Below are 23,339 nucleotides of genomic sequence, written 5' to 3'. Positions count from 1 at the left end.
CGCCTATCTCGTTACACATCTCTTTGGGGTTCTACCATCCATGACCGCACGCATTTTTAAGCCCGCCAAAAACGCGATGCAATCGGGGAGGGCCAAAACCAGGGAGTGGCAGCTCGATTACGAGCCCGAGCAGCCCCGGGCGATCGAGCCCCTGATGGGCTGGACCTCGTCCGGCGACATGAAACAGCAGCTCACTTTGCACTTCGACACCAGGGAGGAGGCGGTGGCCTATTGCGAACGCAAGGGCATCGCCTACCAGGTGATCGAGCCCAAGGATTCGATCCAGCGCCAGGTTGCCTATTCGGACAATTTCGCTTTCCGGCGCGGCGAGCCTTGGACCCATTAGGCTGGACCCATTAGGCTCGACCCACCGGGGTAGGGCCGGCGCTATTCTACTGCGATGGATGCGGGCGGATAATCCGGCATCGGCAACGGCTCATCCTTTGCGACACCGAGCACCGGCAAGCTCCTGATGTTGCGGACACTGGGCATCGCCGCAAACTGCAGCAGCTGCTGGTGCATTCCCTCGACGCTGAGCGCGACACATTTCAGCAAGAAGTCGGCTTCTCCCGAAAGCCGCCAGCACTGCTGGACCAGAGGGATGGCCGCAATCGAACTCTCGAAAGCCTGGACTGTTGCCTGGGCCTGGCTCTGCAACTGGATCGTCACGAAGGATGTCACCTCGTAGCCGAGCAGCCTTTCGTCGAGGGAGGCGCGGATCGTCTTGACCACGCCGCGCTCGCGCAAGGCGCGAACGCGCCGCCGGCAGGAAGGGGGCGATAGGCCGACCCGGACAGCCAGTTCATTGTTGCGGATGCGCCCGTCGTTCTGCAGTTCGGACAATATCCGCAAATCGATCTCGTCGAGCTGCTGAAGTTCTGTCATGTGCGCCTCGATCAATCGCGCTGCTGGCCGGGCGCAACGCTCCGGGCAGGCCTGCTTCTCTTCCGAACCGGAGTTGTTCGAGCAGGATTTGTTCGGGCAGGACTCGCCGTTCCCCCGGGAGTAACGCTCGAGAGAACCAGCTTCTCGTGGGCAGCGATGATGGCCTCGCGGGTCAGTCGACCGCCCGGCCGGTACCATGTGCAGATGCCGGTCAGAAGCGCCAGGATCGCAAACGTCGCCACCTGGATATCGACGACCTCGAATACGCCTTCCGATACGCCTTCCGCGAGAATCTCCGCCAACCGCCGCTCGTAGGCGCCGCGCAACTTCACGATCGCATCGTAGTTCTTCGGCTCGAGGCTTCGCAGTTCGGAATTGGCGATGAAGACCTCGCGCTTCTTGGTCATGTGGTAGGTGACGTGGAACGCGACGAAGGCCGAGAGCTTCTCGGCCGGCCGTTGTTTCCCCAGCAAGGCAAGATCGAGCTGACGAAGCAACTCGTTGATGTGGTCCTGTACGAGGTCGAACAGCAGTTCCTGCTTGGTGCTGATATGATTGTAGAGCGATCCGGCCTGGATCCCGACCGCGGCGGCGAGCTGCCGCAGGCTCATCGCCGAATAGCCATGTTCGAAGATGAGGCGCAGTCCCGCTTTGCGGATCGCCTCCATCGTCTTCGGGCCGTATGAGCCGATCGTGCGCGCCATGAGTCCTCTGAAAGCAGTCCTCTGAAAGCAGTCCTCTGAAAGCAGTCCTCTGAAAGCAGTCCTCTGGAAGCTCTGTTTGCTTGATATCGGTTCTGCAGAAACAAGCAAACGCTCGTATATTCATTGCATGAAATTATAGCAATTTCAACGATCTGGATGCGCCGTGCGGCGATCCGACCAAGCTACTTGCGATTCAATTAAAAAAACGTATGATCGTTTAATTCATTGGCCTGCCGACGTGTTGAATTCAACGACCCGCGCAGCCTGAAAGGAGGTATTGATGAGAACGCCAGCAGGCCTCATCGCCCGGCGCCGGTATTGCCGGACCCGAACTCGCCCTTCAGAATGAGCCGACAACTCCCATAGCCGGGACACGTTGCCGCAAAGATGGTACAGCCGGTTCGCATCCTCGCGAGGGGCGCCGTGCTTGTCCATCTCAAGGCAATCTCAACGGCTCGCCAGCATTCAAAGAAGACGCCGATCATGCAGCTTCATTCCACGATCGATCCCACATCCCCCGAATTTGCCCGCAATGCGGAAGTCATGCGCGGCCTCGTCGCGGACCTTCGCGAGAAGCTCAAGGTGGTCGCCGGCGGCGGCGGCAAGGTTTCGCGGGCCCGGCATACCTCGCGCGGCAAGATGCTGGCGCGCGAACGCGTCGACCTGCTGATCGATCCCGGCACGGCCTTCCTTGAATTGTCGCCGCTGGCCGCCAACGGCCTCTATGGCGGCGACGTCCATTCCGCCAGCGTCATCACCGGGGTGGGCCGCATTTCGGGCCGCGAATGCGTCATCGTCGCCAACGACGCCACCATCAAGGGCGGCACCTATTACCCGATGACGGTGAAGAAGCATCTGCGCGCGCAGGATATCGCGCGGCAGAACAATCTGCCCTGCGTCTACATGGTCGATTCCGGCGGCGCCTTCCTGCCGATGCAGGACGAGATCTTTCCGGACGAGCGGCATTTCGGCCGCATCTTCTACAACCAGGCACAGATGTCCTCACAGGGCATTCCGCAGATCGCGATCGTGATGGGCTCCTGCACCGCGGGTGGCGCCTATGTGCCTGCGATGTCCGACGAGAGCATCATCGTGCGCAATCAGGGCACGATCTTTCTCGGTGGCCCGCCGCTGGTGAAGGCCGCGACCGGCGAGGTCGTGACCGCCGAGGAACTCGGCGGCGCCGACGTGCATTCGCGGCAATCCGGCGTTACCGATCACTATGCGCAGAACGACGCCCATGCGATCGGGATCGCCCGGCGCATCGTCGCCACGCTGAAACCGCCGACGCGCGCCGCGTTGAACATGCGCGAGCCGCGGGAGCCGCTGTTTCCGGCCGAGGAAATCTACGGCGTGGTCTCCGCCGACGGCCGCAAGCCGTTCGACGTCCACGACATCATCGCGCGGCTGGTGGACGGCTCGGAATTCGACGAGTTCAAGAAACTGTACGGCACGACGCTGATCTGCGGCTTCGCCCATATCTGGGGCTACCCGGTCGGCATCATCGCCAATAACGGCATCCTGTTCAGCGAGAGTTCGCTGAAGGGCGCGCACTTCATCGAACTATGCTGCCAGCGCAATATCCCGCTGGTGTTCCTGCAGAACATCACCGGCTTCATGGTCGGCAAGAAGTACGAGGCCGGCGGCATCGCCCGCGACGGCGCCAAGCTGGTGACGGCGGTGGCAACCGCCGGCGTGCCGAAATTCACCGTCGTGATCGGCGGCTCCTATGGCGCCGGCAATTACGGCATGAGCGGCCGCGCCTATAGCCCGCGCTTCCTCTGGATGTGGCCGAACGCGCGCATCTCCGTCATGGGCGGCGAACAGGCCTCGATGGTTCTGGCCCAGGTGCGGCGCGACGGTATCGAGGCCAAGGGTGACACCTGGTCGGCCGAAGAGGACGAGAAGTTTCGCGCGCCGATCCGCGCCCAATACGAACACCAGGGCAGTCCGTATTATGCCACCGCGCGGCTGTGGGATGACGGCGTGATGGATCCCGCCGATACGCGGCTGGTGCTCGGCCTCGGATTATCCGCATCGGCGAATGCGCCGATCGAGCCGACGAAGTTCGGCCTGTTCAGGATGTGATGCAGGAACTGACAATGGACCGCTCGAAACTCTACCGGCGTTTTCGCACCCTTCTGATCGCCAACCGGGGTGAGATCGCCTGCCGCGTGATCCGCTCCGCCCGCGCCATGGGGCTGCGGACGGTCGCGGTCTATTCCGAGGCCGACCGCGACGCCATGCATGTCGCGATGGCCGATGAGGCCGTACTGCTCGGGCCGGCGCGGGCGCGCGACAGCTATCTCAACATCGAACGCGTGATCGAAGCGGCGCGCAAGACCGGCGCCGAGGCCGTTCATCCCGGTTACGGTTTCCTGTCGGAGAATGCCGAGTTCGCACAGGCCTGCCTGGATGCCGGGCTGGTGTTCGTGGGCCCAACAGCCGCGATGATGACCGCGATGGGTTCGAAGTCCGGCTCGAAGCAACTGATGGAAAAGGCCGGCGTGCCGCTGGTGCCCGGCTATCACGGCGAGGTCCAGGACGAGGCGATCCTGGCAGAAGCCGCCGACAAGATCGGCTTCCCGGTGCTGGTGAAGGCGTCGGCCGGCGGCGGCGGGCGCGGCATGCGGGTGGTGAAATCGGCCGGCGAGCTTTCGGCCGCGATCGTCAGCGCCAAGCGCGAAGCCAAGGCGGCGTTCGGCGACGACCGCATGCTGATCGAAAAGTTCGTCCAGAACCCGCGCCATATCGAGGTGCAGATCATCGGCGACAGCCACGGCAATCTGCTGTCGCTGTTCGAGCGCGAATGCACGTTGCAGCGGCGGCATCAGAAGGTGATCGAGGAAGCGCCGTCGCCGACGCTCAACGCCACGCAACGCGACGCCGTCTGCGCCGCCGCGCGCAAGGCGGCGGGGGCGGTCAATTATGTCGGCGCCGGCACCATCGAATTCGTCTCCGACGGCAAGGAGGTGTTTTTCATCGAAATGAACACTCGCCTGCAGGTCGAACATCCCGTCACCGAACTGATCACCGGCATCGACCTCGTCGAATGGCAGTTGCGGGTGGCGTTTGGCGAGAAGCTGCCGCTGAAGCAGGACGAAATCAAACTGAACGGCCATGCCATCGAGGCGCGGGTCTATGCGGAGAATCCGCAGAAGAATTTCATGCCTTCAGTGGGCCGGATCAAGACCTGGCGTACGCCGGATGCCGTGGACGGCCTGCGGATCGACGCCGGTTATCGCAGCGGCGACGCGGTGTCGCCGTACTACGACGCGATGCTCGCCAAGGTGATCGCTTGGGCGCCGACCCGCGAGGCCGCAATCGAGCGGCTCAACCGCGGGCTGGAAGAAACCGATGTGCGCGGCATCACTACCAACATTCCATTCCTGTCGGCGCTGGTGACGCATCGCGACGTCCGCGCCAACACCATCGACACCGGTTTCATCGAACGCGAATTGAAGGGCCTGACCGAGACCTCGCCTCCGCCCGGTGAACTCGAGCTTTGCGCCGCGGTGGCGGCCGTGATCGTCCAAGAGCAGCAGGCCGCGCGAAACGAAGCGCATTCGCCGTGGCGGACCTATGGCTGGCAGCCGGTCGGCCTTCGGACAAGGGTGTTCCAGTTCCGGCAGGGGCCGGGCACCGAGCAGAAGGTGACGCTGCACTACGGAGATGGCCGGTTTACCGTGTCGTTGGCCGATCGCGCGGCCCCGATCGCTCTTTCGATGATGCCTTATGCCGGCGGCGGCTTCGACATCACCATCGACGGGGTGAAGTCGAATGTCGTGGCCGTGATCGAGAACCACGAGCTCTATCTGCGCACCCGCAACGGCCGCTTCGACCTGCATTGGGTCGATCCGTTCGGCGGCGAGACCGAGGAGCACGTCGGCGAGGACAAGATCGTGGCGCCGTTGCCGGGCACCGTGGTGGCGCTGCTGGCCGAGGAGGGCGCGACCCTGGAGAAGGGCGCTGCGATCCTGACGCTGGAAGTCATGAAGATGGAGCAGACCCTGCGCGCGCCCTATGCGGGCGTCTTGAAGAAGATCAAGTGCAAGGTCGGCGACATCGTCGGCGAGGGTGTTGAACTCGCCGAAATCGAACCGGCGGCGGCCTGATGAGCGACGCCGTCCGCATCGTCGAGGTCGGTCCGCGTGACGGCCTGCAGAACGAGAAGACTCCGGTCAGCGTTGCCGACCGGATTGCCTTCATCGAAGCGCTGATCGGTGCCGGGTTGCGGGAGGTCGAGGTCGGCGCGTTCGTGTCGCCGAAGGCGATCCCGCAGATGGTCGGTTCCGACGCCGTGCTGCGCGGCGTCAGCCATCACAGAGATTGCGAACTGCCGGTGCTGGTGCCGAACGAGAAGGGCTACGAGGCCTCGCAGGCCGCGGGCGCCAGGCTAATTGCGGTGTTCGCCGCTGCATCCGAGAGTTTCTCGCGCGCCAATATCAATTGCTCGATCGCTGAATCGATCGAGCGCTTCAAGCCGGTGGTGGCCCGTGCCAAGGCCGATGGCGTCCGGGTGCGCGGTTATATCTCCACGGTGCTCGGCTGCCCCTATGAGGGCGAGATCAAGCCGCAGGCGGTCGTCGACGTCGCCAGGGTGCTGTGGGACCTCGGCTGCTACGAAATCTCGCTCGGCGACACCATCGGCGTCGGTACGCCATTGAAAGCCCGGCAATTGCTGCGCGCGGTGGCGGGCGATGTGCCGATGGCGAAGCTCGCGATGCATTTCCACGACACCTACGGCCAGGCGCTGGCCAATCTCTATGCCGGGATGGAAGAAGGCTGCCGCGTGCTCGATTCCGCGGCCGGCGGCCTCGGCGGCTGTCCCTACGCTCCCGGTGCGACCGGCAATGTCGCGACCGAGGACGTGGTCTACATGCTCGAAGGTATGGGGATCAGGACCGGCGTCGATATGCCGAAGCTGCTTGCTGCGATCAACGTCGTGAGCGGCTTGATCGGCCGCGCTCCGGTTAGCCGCGTGGCGTCGGCGCCGCCTATCTTCCCCCGTCCGGGCCCATCACCAGATCGGGCAGTGTGGTCGATATCCCCGGGAAGAAGCACAGCAGCAGTACCGCGACCATCATCAACAGCACGAACGGCAGCGTGCCCCAGATCACTTCGCTCAAGGGAATATCGGGCGCGACGTTGCGGATGACGAAGATGTTGAGGCCGACGGGCGGATGAATCAGTCCCATCTCCATCACGATGGTCATCACGATTCCGAACCAGATGATGTCGAAATTGGCGGCGCGCAGCGGCGGCAGGATGATCGGCGCGGTCATCAGGATGATCGACACCGGCGGCAGGAAGAAGCCGAGCACGACCACCATCACCAGGATCGCCGCCAGCAACTCCCAGCGCGGCAGATGCATCGCGACGATGGCCTCCGCCGCCGATTGCGAGATGTGCAGATAGCTCATCACATAGGAATAGAGCAGCGACATGCCGATGATCATCATCAGCATGGTGGATTCGCGGATGGTCGATTTCAGGATCGGCGCCAGATCGCTCGGCCGCCACACGCTGTAGATCAGCGCGATCAGCACCAGCGCCAATAGCCCGCCGAGTCCCGCGGTTTCCGACGGCGTGGCGTAGCCGCCATAGAGCGCGATCATCACGCCGGTGAGCAGCAGGACGAACGGCAGCACCCGCGGCAGCGCGCTGAAGCGCTGCGCCATGGTGAAATCGTCGTGGTGCAGGATCGCGGCTTCGGTGCCGGTCGCGATGTAGAGCGCGTGGGCCGCGGCATATTCCTTGCGGAACCGGAACACCGCGTAGATGCCGAACAATGTCACCAGCAGCAGCCCCGGCCCGATGCCGGCGAGGAACAGGCGTCCTAACGATTTCTCCGCGGCGACCGCAAACAGGATCATGGTGATCGAGGGCGGCAGCAGAATGCCGAGCGTGCCGCCGGCCGCGATGATGCCGGCCGCGAAGCCGCCGGAATAGCCGCGCTTGCGCATCTCGGGAATGCCGGCCGAGCCGATCGCCGAACAGGTCGCAGGCGAGGAGCCCGCCATCGCCGCGAACAACGCGCAGGCGAACACGTTGGCGACGCCAAGCCCGCCGGGGACGCGATGCAGCCAGGCATGCAGCGCCGAATAGAGATCCTGGCCGGCGCGGGATTTGCCGATCGCCGCGCCCTTGAGGATAAACAGCGGGATCGACAGCAGCGTGATCGATGCCATTTCCTCGTAGACGTTCTGCGTCACGGTATCGAGCGAGGCCGCCGGCATGTAGATCGCCATGAAGACGACGGCGACGGCGCCGAGCGCAAACGCGATCGGCATGCCGGAGAACATCGCAAACAGGGTGGCAAAGCCGTAACTGAGGCCAATTCCGAGAACGCTCATCGGCGCGAGGTACCCACCAAAGGAATAATGATCTGCAACAGCAGTTGCAGGCAAAGCAAGCTCATGCCGAGCGCCATCAGCACGTAGGGGATCGCCAGCGGCGGCGACCACATCGAGTTCGAGACCTGGCCGTCGACCCAGGCCTCATGCGCCAGCGTCCAGGATTTCCAGGCGAAGAACGCGCAGAACAGCAGGCTCGCGACATCGACCAGCCACAGCCGGATTCGGTTGGCACGCGCTGAGATCAGACCGATAAAGGCCTCGATGCCGATATGGCCGCGCTGGCCCTGCACATAGGCCGCGGTCATGAAGGTGGCGCCGACCAGCAGAAACACCGCCGCCTCGTCCTGCCAGTAATTGGCGCTGTGGAACAGGGCGCGGCCGATCACGCTGTAGCTGAGGATCGCACAGGCCGCGATCAGCGCCAGCGCAGCGACGAAGACGATGACGTTGTTGCAAAGCGCCAGCGCCTGTCCGAGGGCCGCCATGAGCGGGTTGCTCGTGACGGCGCCGGGAAGGTCTTTCTGATCCGGAAGCGGACCATGCATCATGCGGAGACGTCGCTCGCGAGCTTCAGCAATTTCGCTGAGGTTGCCGTCTTAGCACCATAGTCCTTCCAGGCGGTATCGCGCGCAATGTCGCGCCACTTGCCGACCGTCGCCACGTCGAGCGCGGAGACCTTGGCGCCGGCCTTCTCGTAGACCTTGGCGACCTCGACGTCGTCGTCCTGCGCGCCCTTGCGGCCGAAGACTTCCATTTCGGTGCCGACCGCAAGCAGGATGTCCTGCTGGTTCTTCGGCAACTTGTCGAAGATCGCCTTCGACATCATCAACGGCTCCAGCATGAACCAGTAGGACGCGCCGGCGCCCGAGGTCAGCGCCTTCGCGACCTCCTCGAGGCGGAACGAGATCAGGCTGGTGGAGGAGGTGATGCCGGCGTCGCAGGCGCCGGTCTGCATCGCGGCATAGATTTCGTTCGACGGCACCGACAGCACGGCGGCGCCCGCGGTCTGCAGCACCATGTCCATTTCGCGCGAGCCGCCGCGGACCTTCAGTCCCTTGGCGTCCTCGGGGGCCACGATGGGGCGGGAACGGCTGGCGACGCCGCCGGCCTGCCAGACCCAGGAGAGCAGGATGATACCCTTGTCGGCGAGGAAGTCGGTCAAAGCCTTGCCCACCGGCTCCTTCTTCCAGCGCATGCCCTGATCGTAGGTCGCGACCAGGCCCGGCATCAGGCCGATATTGGTCTCGGGCAATTCGCCGCCGGCATAGGGCATCGGGTAGAGGCTGATATCGAGCGCGCCCTTGCGCATCGCCGAGAACTGCGCGTTGGTCTTGACCAGCGAGGAGTTCGGATAGATTTCGCCGACGATTTCGCCGCCGCTGCGCTTGGTGACTTCCTGGGCGAACATCCGGCACAGCCGGTCGCGGAAATCGCCCTTGTCGATGGTGCCGCCTGGAAACTGGTGCGAGATCTTCAGCGTGGTCGCAGCGTGCGCGGTACCGGTACCGAGACGCAGGATGGCGGGCGCGGCAAGCGCGGATGCGAGGATATGGCGGCGTGTGATCATGGTGTCTCCCCTGATGCTGTTCTTGGTCGGCGTTTCCAGGCCGGCGTTGTGCCCATCTTAGCCGGTCTTCGCCCGAGAATGCTCTAGTCTGATAGTTCGAGGCTGTCTGTTAGGTCGAGGCGGTGCGCGACGGCAAGCCGTGGCTGGAATCCTGATTTAGTGCCGTTTCCTGGCCCTGGGAGAGGCCGGATATGCTGCAGCGCACACGCTAAAACGAGGCTTCGCAAAAGACTCCGTCAACAATGCGTCCAAGCTTGGGCGGCAGCTTGTCGCACGCCGCACTGAGATCGTTTGCTTGAAGCATGATGCGGTGAGGGAGATTCCAGGTTCGATGCTGCGCATCGCCCCGGAATGACTCGCTCGGACAATCTTCGATAGGTGCTGGTGCTTGGCGACGACGCGCCGAACCGATCCCGCCGCTTACTTCTTCTTGCCCTTGCCGCCCTTGCGCGCGGCATAGCGGGCGTCGCGCTTGGCCTTCTGTTCGGCCTCGAGCGCGGCCTGGCGGGCGACTTCCTCTTCCTTCTCGCGGGCGAGCGCGGCCTTGGCTTCGGCGGCGGCGGCTTCCTCACGCGCCTTCGCTTCGGCCTTGGCGGCTTCGCGGACTTCCTTTGCCTTGGCGCGGACGGCGGCCTGCGCCTCGCGCTCGGCCTGCCGGCGCTTCACCTCGGGATCATCAGGTCCGGGTGCCGCCTTGAACTTGTTCAGAATGTTCTGCTTGGCCTGCAGCGCGGCCTTCTGGCGGTCGGCGAAGCTCGGTTCCTTGAATCCACTCATAAAAGAGGCCTTGTCGCTTTCAAAATAGGGGTAGCCGCGCGCCGGCGCGGTTTGTCGCCTTGGTTAGGTGAACCCAAGGCAAAATGCCAGCGTCCAATAGCAAAATCAGGGGAGATTTGCATGAACAGCAGATGGCCGAAAATCATGCTGATGAGCGGGCTGACGTCGGCGTGGCTGCTTTACGACATTGCCACCGCGACCGAAACGCCGCGGCAGGCGGTCGCAATCCTGCAATATGCCCTGCTGGCCTGTGCCCTGATCGGACTGGTCGGTTCGATCGTGATGGCCGCCGCCGAGAAGTGAGGGTCCGAGAGGGCGCAGAAGCGAGGACCACGCCCGTCGATCGCGCCGGGTCCAGTTCCGGAGCAGGACGGCCGGCTCGCTCGGATCGAGCGACTTGATCCCGAAATTATCGCGGCCGCGCGGTCGGTCCGAGGATCCTGGCGACCGTCACCGCCGTCATCGCCACCCGGTCCGACGTCCGCTGGGCTTCCAGCCGGTCGCGGGCCTTCTCGTTGATCAACTGCTCGATCAGTTCGAGCCGTTTGGTCTCGTCGACCGCTTCCGCCAGCAATTTCCGGTAACGATGGTAATCGTAGCCCGTTTCCTGCTTACCCATGGCACGCCCCCGCGCACGCTCAGTCCCAAAAACGGAGTGTCGATCAAGGGATGCCCGCGCGCAACGGATTTGCGACAGTTATACCCAGCGCGTGTAAGTTCTCTTCGAACTATTGCCGGCGCGCCGGTTCCTTGTTTTGACGCGTTTTCTTTACGCGAACCGGCATCCACTTCGCTCGAAAACGCTATGGAAGGCGATGACACCATGACGGATCCGGAGGAGGGCGGCAGCCGCCGCGGCGCGATTGCCGGCCTGTTGATCGCGGCTGTGATGCTGGCCGCCGGGCTGTGGCTGGCGCACGACCTGACCGCCGCCAGCAAGATGCAGGATTGCCTGATGTCCGGCCGCACCAACTGCAACGTGATCCAGCCGGCCCAGTGACGCCGGGCGAGGCCTGTGAAGCCTGGCGGGGCCTGACAGTGAAGCCTGGCGGGGGCTTGAAGCCTGGCGGGGCTTGCCGAAATCACGAAACCGGGAGGCCAGACGGACTGTGATGCCGTTCACACCGGAGCTGCCGGCGCGATCCTATGTTGGCGGCGTCCGAACAGGAGGACCGCCATGCCCCACATTTGGTGGACCCGCAAACGCCTCGTTTTCACGCTGGCTTTGGTGTCGCTCGTCTGTGTCATCGCGCTCGTCGCGGCCGGACTGACTTATTCGGAGCCGTTCCCGGCAGCCGAGATCGGTCCGGACTGGCAGTGCACGCGGCTGGCATTCGTATTCACGGTCTGCAGTCCGATATCGCAGGCCGATCGCGCACTCGCTCGCGTGACGCGGGAGCCGGCATGCCGCCGCCCGCGGGCGTGAGTTTCTGATTTGAATTTCAAACAGCACGTCTCTACTTCGTAGGGTGAGCAAAGGCGCACTTGCGCCGTGCCCACCATCTTTTCTGTGACCTGGATTGGTGGGCACGCGGAGCCTGTCATCGGGCGCGCATTCGCGCGACCCGTTGGCTCTGCCCGCCCTACGAAGTTCGAATACGACTTCGCGATCTCGCGGCGCGATGCGCCCGAAGTTTTGCATTTCGTTTGCCCTCCTGAGAACAGAGGGCGCAGGGAAGACCGGGTGCGCGCCGCACCCGCGGTCTCGCGTGCAATGTGCATCAAAAAATGCGCACACGAGCATACAGGTTTGGCGGAAACACTCCGGCCTTCCCTGCGCAATGGCTTTACGGCTTATACGAGTTCGTCCTGGTGACCGGCTTTCTTGCCACCATCGTCAGCTTCAGCTTTCGCTTCCGCCAACTTGACGCCAGCACCGGGGCGTCGGACCCAAACGATTTCACCGTACGCAATGACCGCGCTCGTCAGTCGCAGCCTTCGCGTCCACCGCATCCCACCGCACGTCGTGACGATCGCGATCGCCCCTCTTGTTGCCGTGAGACGGGCGGAGTTGAACCACTGATTTGCTCGACGGGTTAAGCGATATTTTGCCCGTCGTGCCAATTTGTCGCATGCGAGGCTATTCGTAACCGGCGCGCCGGACATTGACGCGGCACAGTCCGTCACAGCCGATCTGGCGCGCCGCGCCGAGCGAGAAATCGAGCACCCGGCCGTGGGCGTAGGGTCCGCGATCCTGCACCGGACACTTGATCGTCTTGCCGTTGTCGAGATTGGTGACGACGAAGATGGTGCCGAAGGCCTCGGTGCGATGGGCGCAGGAGACCTCGTTGGCCTTGAAGCGTTTGCCGCGCGCGTCCCAGGTGTCCTCCCAGTAAACCGAGGCTTCCTGATTGTCGGCGGGCGGCCGGGCGACCCGGCCCATCCACATCTCCTGAAAGGTGTCGGCGCAGACCGGGGAAGAGGTCAACGCCAGCGTCAGGGCTGCGAGCCGCAGCTTCGAAACGCCGATGCCTTCGCCGTGGTGATGCCCTGCCATGACTCCCAACATTCTGTTGCGGGACCCCATGGGACCCTCGGAGACTGGCGAAAACTCCCTTTCGACCTTGGCGATGGCGTGGCGACGTTTGGGCGGTATTGCGCCGACCTCAAATGGAGTCGCAAACGTGGCTCGGGAGCAACACCAGCGGGCCGCGTCAATCGCCTCGGCTTGCCGCCAAAGCGCCGTCCGCCATCGCGCCGATCATGCGAAAAACAAAACTCCCGGCGTCCTGTTCGGAAGCGCCGGGAGTTTGCGGGAAAGATGGTGCGAGGCCGGCGATAGCCAGGTGTCGCTCCAAGGACCCACGCCGAATTCAATCTCCCGCAACCGGGTTTCGGCAAGACGATTTTCTGGGCAACCATTTCTGCATTGCATACAGCAAACGGCGGTTAAACATTGGTGAGCTGCCACCACAATCGCAATGTCCAGCGCGCAGACGATTGCGTCGCGCGGCCGATGAAATCAGGCGGCGCCGCTTGTTTACGTCCATCGAAGGGAAGGCGGCAAACCATCTATGGGCGCTTGGGAGCGTCGCGGTGCGGTTCGTCGTTCTCGTTCGCCTCTTTCTTGGGGACGATCTCGGCCGTTTTGCCCGACTGATTGCCTGGGTTGTAGTGGTACTTTCCGTCCGGATGTTCGCCCGGCTGCTTCTCGTTCGGATTCTTGTTGTCTGCCATCTGATGCTCCTCTGGCCAGAACAACCCTCCCGCAAGACGTAAGTTCCGTTGCGGGCACGGAAGCGCGACGCTTCACCGCGGCTGATGAAAAGCCGCACCAATCAATCGCACCGCGCCTGGCACCTCCAAGAATCTGATGCGGGCATTACGCGGATCAAGGTGTTCATGCAGAGCTCCTTAACCGCCGGCCGTTACGATCTGCGTAATCGCGCCCCTGCTCCCAAAGCTTCGCGAGACCAAGGAAACCCGCCGTCTCAACCCGGCGGGTTTTTCTTGCAGTCTATCTTCACTCCCTCGCTCCATGACTCAAGGGCGACCGCTTCATCGGCGCCGTCGCCTCGTAAACCGTGGGAGGCCAGGCTCGTTCGCACCGACGCCGCGATCGTTGCGGCGGAAGAAAGCGCAGTCAGTCAAGCGGTGCTGTGATATGTTCGGCGCATAGACAGGAGGCCAAATGTCCGAGCAGGCTATCGAAACATTGATTACGAATGCAATTCATAGCGCCTTCATCAAATATCCCGAGGGCGACGGCGGTCCGAACCTCGACTACGAGTGGATCGCGCCGGACCAGAGCGCGCACATCACCAAGGCGATCCTGCAGGACCTGGCGGCCAGCGGATATCAGATCGTGAAGAAGGGTGCCTGAGCGCATCCCGGCCGTTTGCAGCCAACGCCCGGCGCCCTGCGTGAGCGTTCGGAAAGACGGGGCGGCGTCCGCCATTCGTTAACGGCCATTATCGAATGAGAATCGAAGGCGTTAAGAACGGGCTAACGGTGGCAAGCGGCCGGACTGGAAAACCTCCGCGAGGCTTCGCATAATCGCGTCATGGCAAGCGGCATCTGGACCACCGAATATTTTAGCTGTCCCAATTGCGGGCTACCCTATACCGCAACGAGGGAGCATCACCCCGACAAGCGTTCCGGCAGCTTCGCGTGCGAGGTGTGCGGGAGCAAGGTCCACGCGTGGTCGGGCCAGTACGACTTCTTCGACTGGAAAGTCGATCAGGTGAGTTCGCCGGTCTTCGGGAAAAGGTGGGGCGCGACCGGTCAGCGCTGACGGATGGCGCGGGAAACTGGAGCGGTCACGCCGGGCAAGGCTAATCCCTGCGGGCAGCTGTCGTGCGCTTCTTCAAAGTTTGTGCGATCTCACGCAATCTTCAGGGGCGACGCCCGGAACCTCTCGGGTGACGCCCGGGCCGGCTACGCCACACCGGTCAGCATCGGGCTATGTTGAGGCTGGGTAAGAGGTTTTCCTTGCAGTACATTGCCAGACGGACCTAGGTTGTCTTCCTGGATCAAAACAGGGAGTGACGACGTTGGCGACAGGTACAGTAAAGTGGTTCAATGCAACAAAGGGCTTCGGATTCATTCAGCCCGACACCGGCGGCAAGGACGTGTTCGTCCATATTTCGGCTGTGGAGAAGGCGGGGCTCAGCAACCTCAACGAGGGCGCCAAAGTGAGCTACGAAGTCGTGGCCAACCGCGGCAAGGAATCGGCTGAAAATCTCAGGGTCGGTTAGGTCGAACTCCAAAGCGAAACTCGATCTTAATTCGGGTTTGACCAGCTTGGAGTGGTCGCGGTCTTCGTAACTCACACCCCGGCCTGACAAAGCCGCCGCTGAACAACCCAGCGGCGGCTTTTTTCGAGTCTCGGTAGATCGTCTCGCTTGGACCATTGAAGCGCGGCGGACGGGGGCGCCGGCAAGCCGCAACGTTGCCAAACTTTCACTTGGAAGGTCAGTGTCGGCCGGAGACAATGGGGACATCAACGGGAATAAGGGACCGTTCCGATGTCGACGCTCCAGGACGGCGAAATGGAACAGCTCTCGCGCTTGCTTGCACGGGGCAGTTTGAGCAACGCGCGCGAGATCTCCCGGCTGTTGAAATCCGAGCTTAGCGAGCAAGCGGAAGTCCGGAGCGGCATGGATATGCGGTCTCACTTCACGCTCTGGCGCGCGTCACTTCTGGGCAAGTAGGCCTTACCGTTGGCGATCCCAGCAGGATTCGAACCTGCAACCCACGGAGTAGAAATCCGTTACTCTATCCAGTTGAGCTATGGGACCGTCTGGGCGGTGTTCCGCCGGGCCTGTTTAGCACTGCCATTATGAAAAATCCGCTGCCCGCCAAGGCCGTCGAACCGATTTCCTCATGTTTGCGACAAAGCCAGACGGCGGGCCATTGCTTATGGCGCGCCGCTGACCCAAAGCTGGCGCCGGCTGACTGCCGCCGGCGCCGCGCCGTGCCCTTTTTTGGACTGCCAACGCCATGCCTGCTGCGACCTTTTCGCAAGCCTTGTCCTTCGCCATCAGTCCGTCACCTTTTCGCGCATTTTTGACCATACCGCGGCGTTTGTCCGCGCTGGGAGTTCCGTCATGATCGGTTTTGTCCGCGCCACACTGGTTTGCGCCACGCTGGCGCTTGGGCTTTTTCCGGCGCTGGCCGCCGACAAGGCCTTCAAGCGCGACGATCTCGCCGATTCCGCGATCAAGCTGGAGGCCCAGATCAAGAGCGAGGCGGGGCCGGTCACCAGGTCGGCCGCGACGCTCCGCAGCGACGCCGACGCCGCCTTCAAAAGGGCCGACTTCCGTACCGGCTTGCAGATCCTCGGCCAGATCGCCGCCACCACGCCGGAGGACGGCGCCAACTGGCTGAAACTCGCCAAAACCATCTTCCAGATCCGCTCCAACTCGTCGAGCGAGCAGACCTTCCTGCTCGAGCGCGCCTCGACCGCTGCCTATATCGCCTATCAGCGTGCCGGCAATCCGGGCGAGGAGGCCGATGCGCTGGCGGTGCTCGGCCGTTCGCTGTCCGACCGCAAGCTGTGGCGGCCGGCGCTGGATAGCTTCCGGCTGTCGCTCGATCTGCGCGAGGTCGCCGATATCAGAGGCCAGTATGAGAAGATGCGCGACGAGCACGGCTTCCGGCTGCTCGACTACACCGTCGATTCCGACGGCGCCTCGCCGCGGGCCTGCTTCCAGTTCTCCGAGGACCTCGCCAAGCGGGTCGATTTTGCGCCGTTCCTGGCGCTGGCCGGTACCGACAAGCCGGCGCTGTCGGCCGAGGGCAAGCAGCTCTGCGTCGATGGCCTCAAGCATGGCGAGCGCTACAACATCAACCTGCGCGCCGGCCTGCCGTCGACGGTCAAGGAGAGCCTGCCGAAGTCGGCGGAATTCAACATCTATGTCCGCGACCGCAAGCCGTTCGTGCGCTTCACCGGTCGCGCCTATGTGCTGCCACGCACCGGCCAGCGCGGCATCCCGCTGGTCAGCGTCAACACGCCCGCGGTGAACGTCAACGTATTCCGGATCGGCGACCGCAACCTCATCAACACCGTGATCGACAGCGATTTCCAGAAGACGCTGAGCCGCTACCAGCTCTCGGATCTCGGCGACGAGCGCGGCGTCAAGGTCTGGACCGGCGAACTCGCCACCGCGACCACGCTGAACCAGGACGTCGTGACCGCGTTCCCGGTCGACGAGGCCTTGGGCAATCTGCAGCCCGGCGTCTACGTCATGACGGCGGCGCCGAAGAGCCCGGGCAGCGACGATGACGGCACGCTGGCGACCCAATGGTTCATCGTCTCCGACATGGGCCTGACGGCGTTTTCGGGCAATGACGGCATCCATGTTTTCGTCAACTCGCTGGCCTCCACCGAGGCGGTCGGCAAGGCCGAGGTCAAGCTCGTCGCGCGCAACAACGAGATCCTTGCCACCCGCAAGACCGACGATGCCGGCCATGTGCTGTTCGAGGCAGGGCTGGCGCGGGGCGAGGGCGGGTTGTCGCCGGCCTTGCTGACCGTCACCAGCGAGAAGGCGGACTACGCCTTCCTCAGTTTGAAGACGAGCGCCTTCGACCTCACCGACCGCGGCGTCGCCGGCCGGGTCACGCCTTCGGGAGCGGACGCCTTCGTCTATGCCGAGCGCGGGGTCTACCGGTCCAACGAAACGGTCTACCTGACCGCGCTGCTGCGCGACGGGCAGGGCAACGCCTTGACCGGCGGACCGCTGACCCTGGTGATCGAGCGGCCCGATGGCGTCGAATACCGCCGGGCGCAGCTCGCCGATCAGGGGGCGGGCGGCCGCTCCATGGCGGTGCCGCTCAATTCGGCGGTTCCGACCGGGACCTGGCGGGCGCGGGCCTATACCGACCCCAAGGGTGCGTCGGTCGGCGAGACCACCTTCATGGTCGAGGACTACATTCCGGAGCGGATCGAATTCGACCTCACCGCCAAGGACAAATTGATCAAGGCTGAGGTTCCGGTTGAACTGAAGGTCGACGGACATTTCCTGTACGGCGCACCGGCTTCCGGGCTTTCGCTCGAAGGCGACATGCTGGTCGCGCCGGCGGCGTCCGGCCGGCCGGGCTATCCCGGCTATCAATTTGGCGTCGCCGACGAGGAGACCGCCAGCAACGAGCGGACCCCGATCGAGAACCTGCCCGAGGCCGACGCCAATGGTGTCGCGACCTTCCCGGTATCGCTGGCAAAACCGCCGTCCTCGACCCGGCCGCAAGAAGCCCAGATCTTCATCCGCATGGCGGAGACAGGCGGCCGCGCCGTCGAGCGCAAGCTGGTGCTGCCGGTCGCCCCCAGCGTCAACCTGATCGGCATCAAGCCGCTGTTCGGCGACAAGAACGTCGCTGAAGGCGATAAGGCCGAGTTCGACGTGGTGTTCGTCGCCCCCGACGGCAAGCAACTCGCCCGCAACGGCCTGCGCTACGAGCTTTTGAAGATGGAGTCGCGCTACCAGTGGTATCGCCAGAACTCGTCCTGGGAATATGAGCCGGTCAAGTCGACCAGCCGCGTCGCCGACGGCGATCTCACGCTGACCGCCGACAAGGCGGCACGCGTCAGCCTTGCGCCGCAGCCCGGCCGCTACCGCCTCGACGTCAAGTCGTCGGAGGTGGACGGGCCGATCACCTCGGTGCAGTTCGATGTCGGCTGGTACTCCGACGGCAGCGCCGATACGCCTGACCTTTTGGAGACCTCGATCGACAAGCAGGAATACGCCTCCGGCGACACCATGGTGGTGTCGGTCAACGCCCGCGCGGCGGGGAAGCTCACCATCAACGTGCTCGGCGACCGTCTGCTGACGACCCAGACCGTGGACGTCAAGGAAGGCACCCAGCAGGTCAAAATCCCCGTCGCCAAGGACTGGGGCACCGGCGCCTATGTGCTGGCGACCCTGCGCCGGCCGCTGGATGCCGCCGCAGGGCGGATGCCCGGCCGGGCGATCGGCCTGAAATGGTTCGGCATCGACAAGAAGACCCGCACGCTGCAGGTCGCGCTGTCGCCGCCACCCTTGGTGCGGCCGGGAACGGCCCTGAAGATTCCGGTCAAGCTCGGCGGGCTAAACCACGGTGAGGACGCCAAGATCGTGGTCGCGGCGGTCGATGTCGGCATTCTCAACCTGACCAATTACAAGCCGCCGGCGCCGGATGATTACTATCTCGGCCAGCGCCGCCTGACGGCGGAGGTCCGCGACCTCTACGGGCAGTTGATCGACGGCATGCAGGGCACCCGCGGCCAGCTCAAGACCGGCGGCGATTCCGCCGGCGCCGAGCTGCAGGGCGCGCCGCCCACGCAAAAGCCGCTGGCGCTGTATTCCGGCATCGTCACGGTCGGCCCTGACGGGTCCGCCGAGGTCTCGTTCGATATTCCCGAATTCGCCGGCACCGCGCGGGTGATGGCGGTGGCGTGGAGCGCGACCAAGGTCGGCCGCGCCAACATTGACGTGACGGTGCGCGATCCCGTGGTGCTGACGGCAACGCTGCCGCGGTTCCTGCTCAACGGCGACAGGGGCACCATGAGCTTCGACCTAGATAACGTCGAAGGCGCGCCCGGCGACTACACCATCGCTGTCAAGACGACGGGTCCGGTGAAGGTCACGGGTAACCCCACCACCACGGTAAAGCTCGCCGCCAAGCAGCGCACCTCGATGGCGCTGGCGCTCGATGCCGGCGGCGCGGGGACGGCCAATCTCGACGTCGACATCAAGGGCCCGAATGGTCTCGCGCTGGCGCGGCACTATGCGCTCGACGTCAAGGCGGCGACGCAGATCCTGGCGCGGCGCTCGATCCGCACGCTGGCGAAAGGAGAAAGTCTGACGCTGACGCAGGACATGTTCTCCGACCTGGTCTCGGGCACCGGCAGCGTCTCGCTGTCGGCGAGCCTGTCGACCGCGCTCGATGCTGCGACGATCCTGAAAGCGCTGGACCGCTATCCGCACGGCTGTTCCGAGCAGATCACCAGCCGCGCGATGCCGTTGCTCTATGTCAACGATCTCGCCGCCGGTGCGCATCTGGCGATGGACACCGAGGTCGATCAACGCATCAAGGACGCCATCGATCGCCTCTTGGCCCGGCAAGGCTCGAACGGCTCGTTCGGCCTGTGGTCGGCGGGCGGCGACGACGCCTGGCTCGACGCTTATGTGACTGACTTCCTGACCCGCGCCCGCGAAAAGGGCTTTGCGGTGCCGGATGTCCTGTTCAAGTCCGCGCTCGACCGCATCCGCAACTCCGTGGTCAACGCCAACGAGCCGGAAAAGGACGGCGGCCGTGATCTCGCTTACGGCCTCTATGTGCTGGCCCGCAACGGCGCGGCCCCGATCGGCGATCTGCGTTATCTCGCCGATACCAAGCTCAGCAATCTCGCCACCCCGATTGCAAAATCGCAACTGGCGGCGGCGCTGGCTTTGGTCGGCGACAAGGCGCGGGCGGAGCGGGTTTATGGCGCGGCGCTTGATGCGCTGGCGCCAAAGCCTGTGATCGAGTTCGGACGCGTCGACTACGGTTCGGCGCTGCGCGATGCGGCAGCTTTGGTGTCGCTGGCGAGCGAAGGCAACGCGCCGCGGGCGACGCTGACGCAGGCCGTGCAGCGTGTCGAAGTGGCGCGCGGGCTCACCCCCTACACCTCGACGCAGGAGAACGCCTGGCTGGTGCTGGCCTCGCGCGCGCTGGCCAAGGAAACGCTGGCGCTCGATATCGACGGCGTGCCGGCCAAAACGGCGGTCTATCGCAGCTACAAGGCCGAGGCGATGGCCGGCAAGCCGATCAAGATCACCAACACCGGCGATGCGCCGGTGCAGGCGGTGGTCTCGGTATCGGGCTCGCCGATCTCGCCGGAGCCCGCGGCCTCCAACGGCTTCAAGATCGAGCGCAACTACTTCACGCTCGATGGCAAGCCGGCCGACATTTCCAAGGCGAAGCAGAACGATCGCTTCGCGGTGGTGCTGAAGGTCACTGAAGCGAAGCCGGAGTTCGGACACATCATGGTGTCCGATTATCTTCCGGCCGGGCTCGAGATCGACAACCCGAAGCTGGTGTCGTCGGGCGATAGCGGCACGCTGGACTGGATCGAGGACGGCGAGGAGCCGGAGAATACCGAGTTCCGCGACGACCGCTTCACGGCGGCCATCGATCGCGCCGCCGACGACAAGGCGGTGTTCACGGTGGCTTACGTCGTGCGCGCGGTCTCGCCCGGCAAGTACGTGCTGCCGCAGGCCTATGTCGAGGACATGTACAACCCCTCGCGCTACGGCCGCTCCGGCACCGGCACGGTCGAGGTGCGTCCGGCGAAATGAGTGAAGAGGGAGACATGGGTAACGCGGCGGCTCCGCAAACTCCTTCGTCATGCGCGGGCAAAAGGCGCGAAGCGCCGTCTTCGCGCCAGATGACCCGGGCATCCACGACGTCCTTTGCTGAGCCAAAAGACGTAGATGGCCGGGACAAGCCCGGCCATGACGGCCGCGGAAAACAACGGCTATTTCGCATCGCATCTGCCATCGGCATTGCGCTCGTCGTCTTCGCCGCAGCCTTCGCAACCTGGGTCGTCTCGCTCGGGCCGCTACCGCTGGAGCAGGCGCGAAAAGTCTCGACCTCGATCGTCGACCGCAATGGCAAATTGTTGCGCGCCTATGCGATGGCCGACGGCCGCTGGCGGCTGCCCGTCGATGCCAAAACGGCGGTCGATCCCGGTTATCTGAAATTGCTGCTGGCCTATGAGGACCGCCGCTTCCGTGAGCATGGCGGTATCGATCCGCTGGCGCTCGGACGCGCGGCGTTGCAACTCGTGACCCGCGGCCACATCGTCTCCGGCGGCTCGACCGTCACGATGCAACTGGCGCGGCTGATGGAGCCGCGGCGCGAGCGGTCGGTCTACGCCAAGCTGCGGCAGATGGTGCGCGCGGTTCAGATCGAGCGGCAGCTCAGCAAGGACCAGATCCTCGATCTCTATCTGGCGCTGGCGCCGTTCGGCGGCAATCTCGAAGGTATCCGCGCCGCCTCCATCGCCTATTTCAGCAAGGAGCCGAAGCGGCTGTCGCTGGCGGAAGCAGCACTGCTGGTGGCGCTGCCGCAATCGCCGGAACGGCGGCGGCTCGATCGCTATCCGCAAGCCGCCCACGCGGCGCGCGATCGCGTGCTCGACCGCATGGTCGAAGACGGCGTCGTCTCGCAGGAGGACGCCATTCAGGCGAGGGCGGTCGCGGTGCCGCGGATGCGCAAGCCGATGCCGATCCTGGCGCCGCATTCTTCCGACGCCGCGATTGCGATCTTGAAGGACACGCCGGTCATCAGGCTGACGCTGGATGCGACCTTGCAGAAGACGCTGGAAGCGCTGGCGCGCGACCGCGCCATCGCGCAGGGTCCGAATATCTCGATCGGCATGATCGTGGTCGACAATGAAAGCGGCGACGTGTTGGCCCGGGTCGGCTCGTCCGACTATTTCGACGAACGTCGCGCCGGGCAGGTCGACATGACCCGCGCGTTGCGCTCGCCGGGATCGACGCTGAAACCGTTCATCTACGGGCTCGCCTTCGAGGACGGCTTTGTCCATCCTGACAGCCTGATCGACGACCGTCCGATTCGTTTCGGCTCCTACGCGCCGGAAAATTTCGACATGACGTTCCAGGGGACGGTACCGATCCGCAAGGCGCTGCAACTGTCGCTGAACGTGCCGGCAATTGCGTTGCTCGACAGGGTCGGCGCCAGCCGGCTGTCATCGCGGCTGAAGCAGGCCGGCGGCAGTCTGGTGCTGCCAAAGGACGAAGCGCCGGGGCTGGCGATGGGGCTCGGCGGCGTCGGCGTTACGCTACAGGATCTGGCGCAGCTCTATACGGGATTTCCGCGGCTCGGCACCACAAAACCGTTGCGCGAGATCATGAGCGATCAGGACCACCGCGAGCCGATGCGGCTGATGGACCAGGCCGCAGCCTGGCAGGTCGGCAATGTCCTGATCGGAACGCCGCCGCCGGAAAACGGCGTGCACGGCAAGATCGCGTTCAAGACCGGCACCAGCTACGGCTACCGCGACGCCTGGTCGGTCGGCTTCGACGGCCGCATCACGATCGCGGTCTGGGTCGGGCGGCCGGACGGCGCGCCAGTGCCGGGATTGGTCGGCCGCACCGCCGCAGCCCCGATCCTGTTCGACGCCTTTGCCCGCACCGGCAAAATCCCCGCAGGCCTGCCGAAGCCGCCGAAAGGCGTCGTGCTCGCCAGCAATGCCAAGCTGCCGCTGCCGTTGCGGCGGTTTAGGCCCGTGGGCGAACTGATCCGGACCGGCGCCGACCAGGCGCCGCATATCCAGTTTCCCCTGAACGGGTCGCGGATCGACGTTGATCGCACCGGTGACGGGCAGTCCGCGGCGATGCCCGTCAAGGTCGCCGGCGGGGTGCTGCCGCTGACCATGATGATCAACGGTATCTCGGTCGGCGAAATCGACAGCCGGCGCCAGCGGCTGGTCGACCCGCCAGGACCCGGATTTGCCCGCTTGACCGTGATCGACGCCACCGGGGCTGCCGATACCGTCGTGATCCGGGTGGAGTAGGGCGGGGACGTTACCGCCGGAACAGCGGGTTGTTTGCAGTGCGGTTT

21 protein-coding genes, 1 tRNA gene and 1 pseudogene are annotated in these 23,339 nt (G+C 64.2%); 13 read left to right on the top strand and 10 right to left on the bottom strand.

The features are described from left to right. Nucleotides 1-40 precede the first annotated feature (40 nt). Entirely contained in the window at nucleotides 41-346 is a 306-nt protein-coding gene (locus BLR13_RS38085) for an ETC complex I subunit (RefSeq protein ID WP_074832252.1), read from the top strand. A gap of 41 nt (nucleotides 347-387) precedes the next feature. Here the strand turns inward: BLR13_RS38085 and BLR13_RS38080 are convergent, their stop codons facing one another. Next, nucleotides 388-885 (bottom strand): Lrp/AsnC family transcriptional regulator, encoded by a 498-nt coding sequence (locus BLR13_RS38080; protein WP_074829339.1) that lies wholly within the window; start codon nucleotides 883-885, stop codon nucleotides 388-390. Between the two features lie 11 nt (nucleotides 886-896). Beyond that, complete coding sequence (locus tag BLR13_RS38075) at nucleotides 897-1,589, bottom strand: TetR/AcrR family transcriptional regulator (RefSeq protein ID WP_074829342.1); 693 nt, start codon at nucleotides 1,587-1,589, stop codon at nucleotides 897-899. A 483-nt stretch (nucleotides 1,590-2,072) separates the two neighbouring features. On the opposite strand from BLR13_RS38075, the gene BLR13_RS38070 reads away from it, so the two are divergent. From BLR13_RS38070 to BLR13_RS38060, 3 genes and pseudogenes are all read left to right on the top strand, one after another. Next, nucleotides 2,073-3,677, top strand: a complete 1,605-nt coding sequence (locus BLR13_RS38070) for a carboxyl transferase domain-containing protein (protein ID WP_074832258.1) — start codon at nucleotides 2,073-2,075, stop codon at nucleotides 3,675-3,677. Between the two features lie 14 nt (nucleotides 3,678-3,691). Beyond that, on the top strand, nucleotides 3,692-5,704 hold the full coding sequence (locus tag BLR13_RS38065; RefSeq protein WP_074832255.1) for an acetyl/propionyl/methylcrotonyl-CoA carboxylase subunit alpha: 2,013 nt from the start codon (nucleotides 3,692-3,694) through the stop codon (nucleotides 5,702-5,704). Then, nucleotides 5,704-6,582, top strand: a pseudogene (locus tag BLR13_RS38060) (hydroxymethylglutaryl-CoA lyase); the annotation flags it as partial. The gene BLR13_RS38065 and the pseudogene BLR13_RS38060, both read left to right, overlap by 1 nt. A 4-nt stretch (nucleotides 6,583-6,586) precedes the next feature. On the opposite strand, the gene BLR13_RS38055 reads toward BLR13_RS38060, so the two are convergent. The 4 genes from BLR13_RS38055 to BLR13_RS38040 form a co-directional block, all read right to left on the bottom strand. Further along, on the bottom strand, nucleotides 6,587-7,945 hold the full coding sequence (locus BLR13_RS38055) for a TRAP transporter large permease (protein WP_074829345.1): 1,359 nt from the start codon (nucleotides 7,943-7,945) through the stop codon (nucleotides 6,587-6,589). Then, a complete protein-coding gene (locus tag BLR13_RS38050; protein WP_074829347.1) occupies nucleotides 7,942-8,496 on the bottom strand; it encodes a TRAP transporter small permease in 555 nt (184 codons plus the stop codon). The genes BLR13_RS38055 and BLR13_RS38050 overlap by 4 nt, the downstream gene beginning before the upstream one ends. Beyond that, nucleotides 8,493-9,515, bottom strand: coding sequence for a TRAP transporter substrate-binding protein (gene dctP, locus BLR13_RS38045; protein WP_074829350.1), 1,023 nt, complete (start codon nucleotides 9,513-9,515; stop codon nucleotides 8,493-8,495). The genes BLR13_RS38050 and dctP overlap by 4 nt, the downstream gene beginning before the upstream one ends. 420 nt (nucleotides 9,516-9,935) lie before the next feature. Next, nucleotides 9,936-10,292 (bottom strand): DUF6481 family protein, encoded by a 357-nt coding sequence (locus BLR13_RS38040; protein WP_074829352.1) that lies wholly within the window; start codon nucleotides 10,290-10,292, stop codon nucleotides 9,936-9,938. Nucleotides 10,293-10,412: 120 nt separating this feature from the next. On the opposite strand from BLR13_RS38040, the gene BLR13_RS38035 reads away from it, so the two are divergent. Then, a complete protein-coding gene (locus tag BLR13_RS38035; protein ID WP_074829355.1) occupies nucleotides 10,413-10,595 on the top strand; it encodes a hypothetical protein in 183 nt (60 codons plus the stop codon). A gap of 106 nt (nucleotides 10,596-10,701) precedes the next feature. Here BLR13_RS38035 and BLR13_RS38030 read toward each other — a convergent pair whose 3' ends face one another. Then, nucleotides 10,702-10,911 carry a hypothetical protein gene (locus BLR13_RS38030; protein ID WP_074829358.1) on the bottom strand — a complete coding sequence of 70 codons (210 nt, stop codon included), beginning with the start codon at nucleotides 10,909-10,911 and terminating at the stop codon, nucleotides 10,702-10,704. Between the two features lie 186 nt (nucleotides 10,912-11,097). Here BLR13_RS38030 and BLR13_RS38025 point away from each other — a divergent pair, with 186 nt between their 5' ends. Continuing rightward, nucleotides 11,098-11,292, top strand: a complete 195-nt coding sequence (locus BLR13_RS38025; RefSeq protein ID WP_074829361.1) for a hypothetical protein — start codon at nucleotides 11,098-11,100, stop codon at nucleotides 11,290-11,292. 177 nt (nucleotides 11,293-11,469) lie between these two features. Further along, the gene (locus BLR13_RS38020) at nucleotides 11,470-11,718 is read left to right on the top strand and encodes a hypothetical protein (protein ID WP_074829364.1); all 249 of its coding nucleotides are present in this window, start codon (nucleotides 11,470-11,472) and stop codon (nucleotides 11,716-11,718) included. A gap of 654 nt (nucleotides 11,719-12,372) precedes the next feature. Here the strand turns inward: BLR13_RS38020 and BLR13_RS38015 are convergent. Further along, complete coding sequence (locus BLR13_RS38015) at nucleotides 12,373-12,789, bottom strand: septal ring lytic transglycosylase RlpA family protein (RefSeq protein WP_074829367.1); 417 nt, start codon at nucleotides 12,787-12,789, stop codon at nucleotides 12,373-12,375. Between the two features lie 515 nt (nucleotides 12,790-13,304). Continuing rightward, nucleotides 13,305-13,469 (bottom strand): hypothetical protein, encoded by a 165-nt coding sequence (locus BLR13_RS41275; RefSeq protein WP_171945012.1) that lies wholly within the window; start codon nucleotides 13,467-13,469, stop codon nucleotides 13,305-13,307. A 454-nt stretch (nucleotides 13,470-13,923) separates the two neighbouring features. On the opposite strand from BLR13_RS41275, the gene BLR13_RS38010 reads away from it, so the two are divergent. From BLR13_RS38010 to BLR13_RS37995, 4 genes are all read left to right on the top strand, one after another. Next, nucleotides 13,924-14,115: a hypothetical protein gene (locus BLR13_RS38010; protein WP_074829369.1), complete on the top strand. Its 192-nt coding sequence runs from the start codon at nucleotides 13,924-13,926 to the stop codon at nucleotides 14,113-14,115. 180 nt (nucleotides 14,116-14,295) lie between these two features. After that, on the top strand, nucleotides 14,296-14,526 hold the full coding sequence (locus BLR13_RS38005; RefSeq protein ID WP_074829372.1) for a hypothetical protein: 231 nt from the start codon (nucleotides 14,296-14,298) through the stop codon (nucleotides 14,524-14,526). A gap of 259 nt (nucleotides 14,527-14,785) precedes the next feature. Continuing rightward, nucleotides 14,786-14,989, top strand: coding sequence for a cold-shock protein (locus BLR13_RS38000; protein WP_027540153.1), 204 nt, complete (start codon nucleotides 14,786-14,788; stop codon nucleotides 14,987-14,989). A gap of 270 nt (nucleotides 14,990-15,259) precedes the next feature. Continuing rightward, nucleotides 15,260-15,445 (top strand): hypothetical protein, encoded by a 186-nt coding sequence (locus tag BLR13_RS37995; RefSeq protein ID WP_074829375.1) that lies wholly within the window; start codon nucleotides 15,260-15,262, stop codon nucleotides 15,443-15,445. 10 nt (nucleotides 15,446-15,455) lie between these two features. Here the strand turns inward: BLR13_RS37995 and BLR13_RS37990 are convergent. Then, nucleotides 15,456-15,532, bottom strand: a tRNA-Arg gene (locus BLR13_RS37990). Nucleotides 15,533-15,841: 309 nt separating this feature from the next. Here BLR13_RS37990 and BLR13_RS37985 point away from each other — a divergent pair. Both BLR13_RS37985 and pbpC read left to right on the top strand, forming a co-directional pair. Further along, nucleotides 15,842-21,049, top strand: coding sequence for an alpha-2-macroglobulin family protein (locus tag BLR13_RS37985; protein ID WP_074829378.1), 5,208 nt, complete (start codon nucleotides 15,842-15,844; stop codon nucleotides 21,047-21,049). Beyond that, entirely contained in the window at nucleotides 21,046-23,292 is a 2,247-nt protein-coding gene (gene pbpC / locus BLR13_RS37980; protein WP_171945013.1) for a penicillin-binding protein 1C, read from the top strand. Before BLR13_RS37985 ends, pbpC begins: the two co-directional genes overlap by 4 nt. Nucleotides 23,293-23,339 lie beyond the last annotated feature (47 nt).

The sequence above is a fragment of the Bradyrhizobium ottawaense genome (assembly GCF_900099825.1).
GTDB classification, from domain to species: domain Bacteria; phylum Pseudomonadota; class Alphaproteobacteria; order Rhizobiales; family Xanthobacteraceae; genus Bradyrhizobium; species Bradyrhizobium ottawaense_A.
This window is presented reverse-complemented; position numbering and strand designations above follow the sequence as displayed.

Excerpts from the sequence above, each read along its gene's own strand:
- BLR13_RS38085 (WP_074832252.1), top strand. The coding sequence starts at position 41 with ATGACCGCACGCATTTTTAAGCCCGCCAAAAACGCGATGCAATCGGGG.
- BLR13_RS38080 (WP_074829339.1), bottom strand. The coding sequence starts at position 885 with ATGACAGAACTTCAGCAGCTCGACGAGATCGATTTGCGGATATTGTCC.
- BLR13_RS38075 (WP_074829342.1), bottom strand. The coding sequence starts at position 1,589 with ATGGCGCGCACGATCGGCTCATACGGCCCGAAGACGATGGAGGCGATC.
- BLR13_RS38070 (WP_074832258.1), top strand. The coding sequence starts at position 2,073 with ATGCAGCTTCATTCCACGATCGATCCCACATCCCCCGAATTTGCCCGC.
- BLR13_RS38065 (WP_074832255.1), top strand. The coding sequence starts at position 3,692 with ATGGACCGCTCGAAACTCTACCGGCGTTTTCGCACCCTTCTGATCGCC.
- BLR13_RS38055 (WP_074829345.1), bottom strand. The coding sequence starts at position 7,945 with ATGAGCGTTCTCGGAATTGGCCTCAGTTACGGCTTTGCCACCCTGTTT.
- BLR13_RS38050 (WP_074829347.1), bottom strand. The coding sequence starts at position 8,496 with ATGATGCATGGTCCGCTTCCGGATCAGAAAGACCTTCCCGGCGCCGTC.
- dctP (WP_074829350.1), bottom strand. The coding sequence starts at position 9,515 with ATGATCACACGCCGCCATATCCTCGCATCCGCGCTTGCCGCGCCCGCC.
- BLR13_RS38040 (WP_074829352.1), bottom strand. The coding sequence starts at position 10,292 with ATGAGTGGATTCAAGGAACCGAGCTTCGCCGACCGCCAGAAGGCCGCG.
- BLR13_RS38035 (WP_074829355.1), top strand. The coding sequence starts at position 10,413 with ATGAACAGCAGATGGCCGAAAATCATGCTGATGAGCGGGCTGACGTCG.
- BLR13_RS38030 (WP_074829358.1), bottom strand. The coding sequence starts at position 10,911 with ATGGGTAAGCAGGAAACGGGCTACGATTACCATCGTTACCGGAAATTG.
- BLR13_RS38025 (WP_074829361.1), top strand. The coding sequence starts at position 11,098 with ATGGAAGGCGATGACACCATGACGGATCCGGAGGAGGGCGGCAGCCGC.
- BLR13_RS38020 (WP_074829364.1), top strand. The coding sequence starts at position 11,470 with ATGCCCCACATTTGGTGGACCCGCAAACGCCTCGTTTTCACGCTGGCT.
- BLR13_RS38015 (WP_074829367.1), bottom strand. The coding sequence starts at position 12,789 with ATGGCAGGGCATCACCACGGCGAAGGCATCGGCGTTTCGAAGCTGCGG.
- BLR13_RS41275 (WP_171945012.1), bottom strand. The coding sequence starts at position 13,469 with ATGGCAGACAACAAGAATCCGAACGAGAAGCAGCCGGGCGAACATCCG.
- BLR13_RS38010 (WP_074829369.1), top strand. The coding sequence starts at position 13,924 with ATGTCCGAGCAGGCTATCGAAACATTGATTACGAATGCAATTCATAGC.
- BLR13_RS38005 (WP_074829372.1), top strand. The coding sequence starts at position 14,296 with ATGGCAAGCGGCATCTGGACCACCGAATATTTTAGCTGTCCCAATTGC.
- BLR13_RS37995 (WP_074829375.1), top strand. The coding sequence starts at position 15,260 with ATGTCGACGCTCCAGGACGGCGAAATGGAACAGCTCTCGCGCTTGCTT.
- BLR13_RS37985 (WP_074829378.1), top strand. The coding sequence starts at position 15,842 with ATGATCGGTTTTGTCCGCGCCACACTGGTTTGCGCCACGCTGGCGCTT.
- pbpC (WP_171945013.1), top strand. The coding sequence starts at position 21,046 with ATGAGTGAAGAGGGAGACATGGGTAACGCGGCGGCTCCGCAAACTCCT.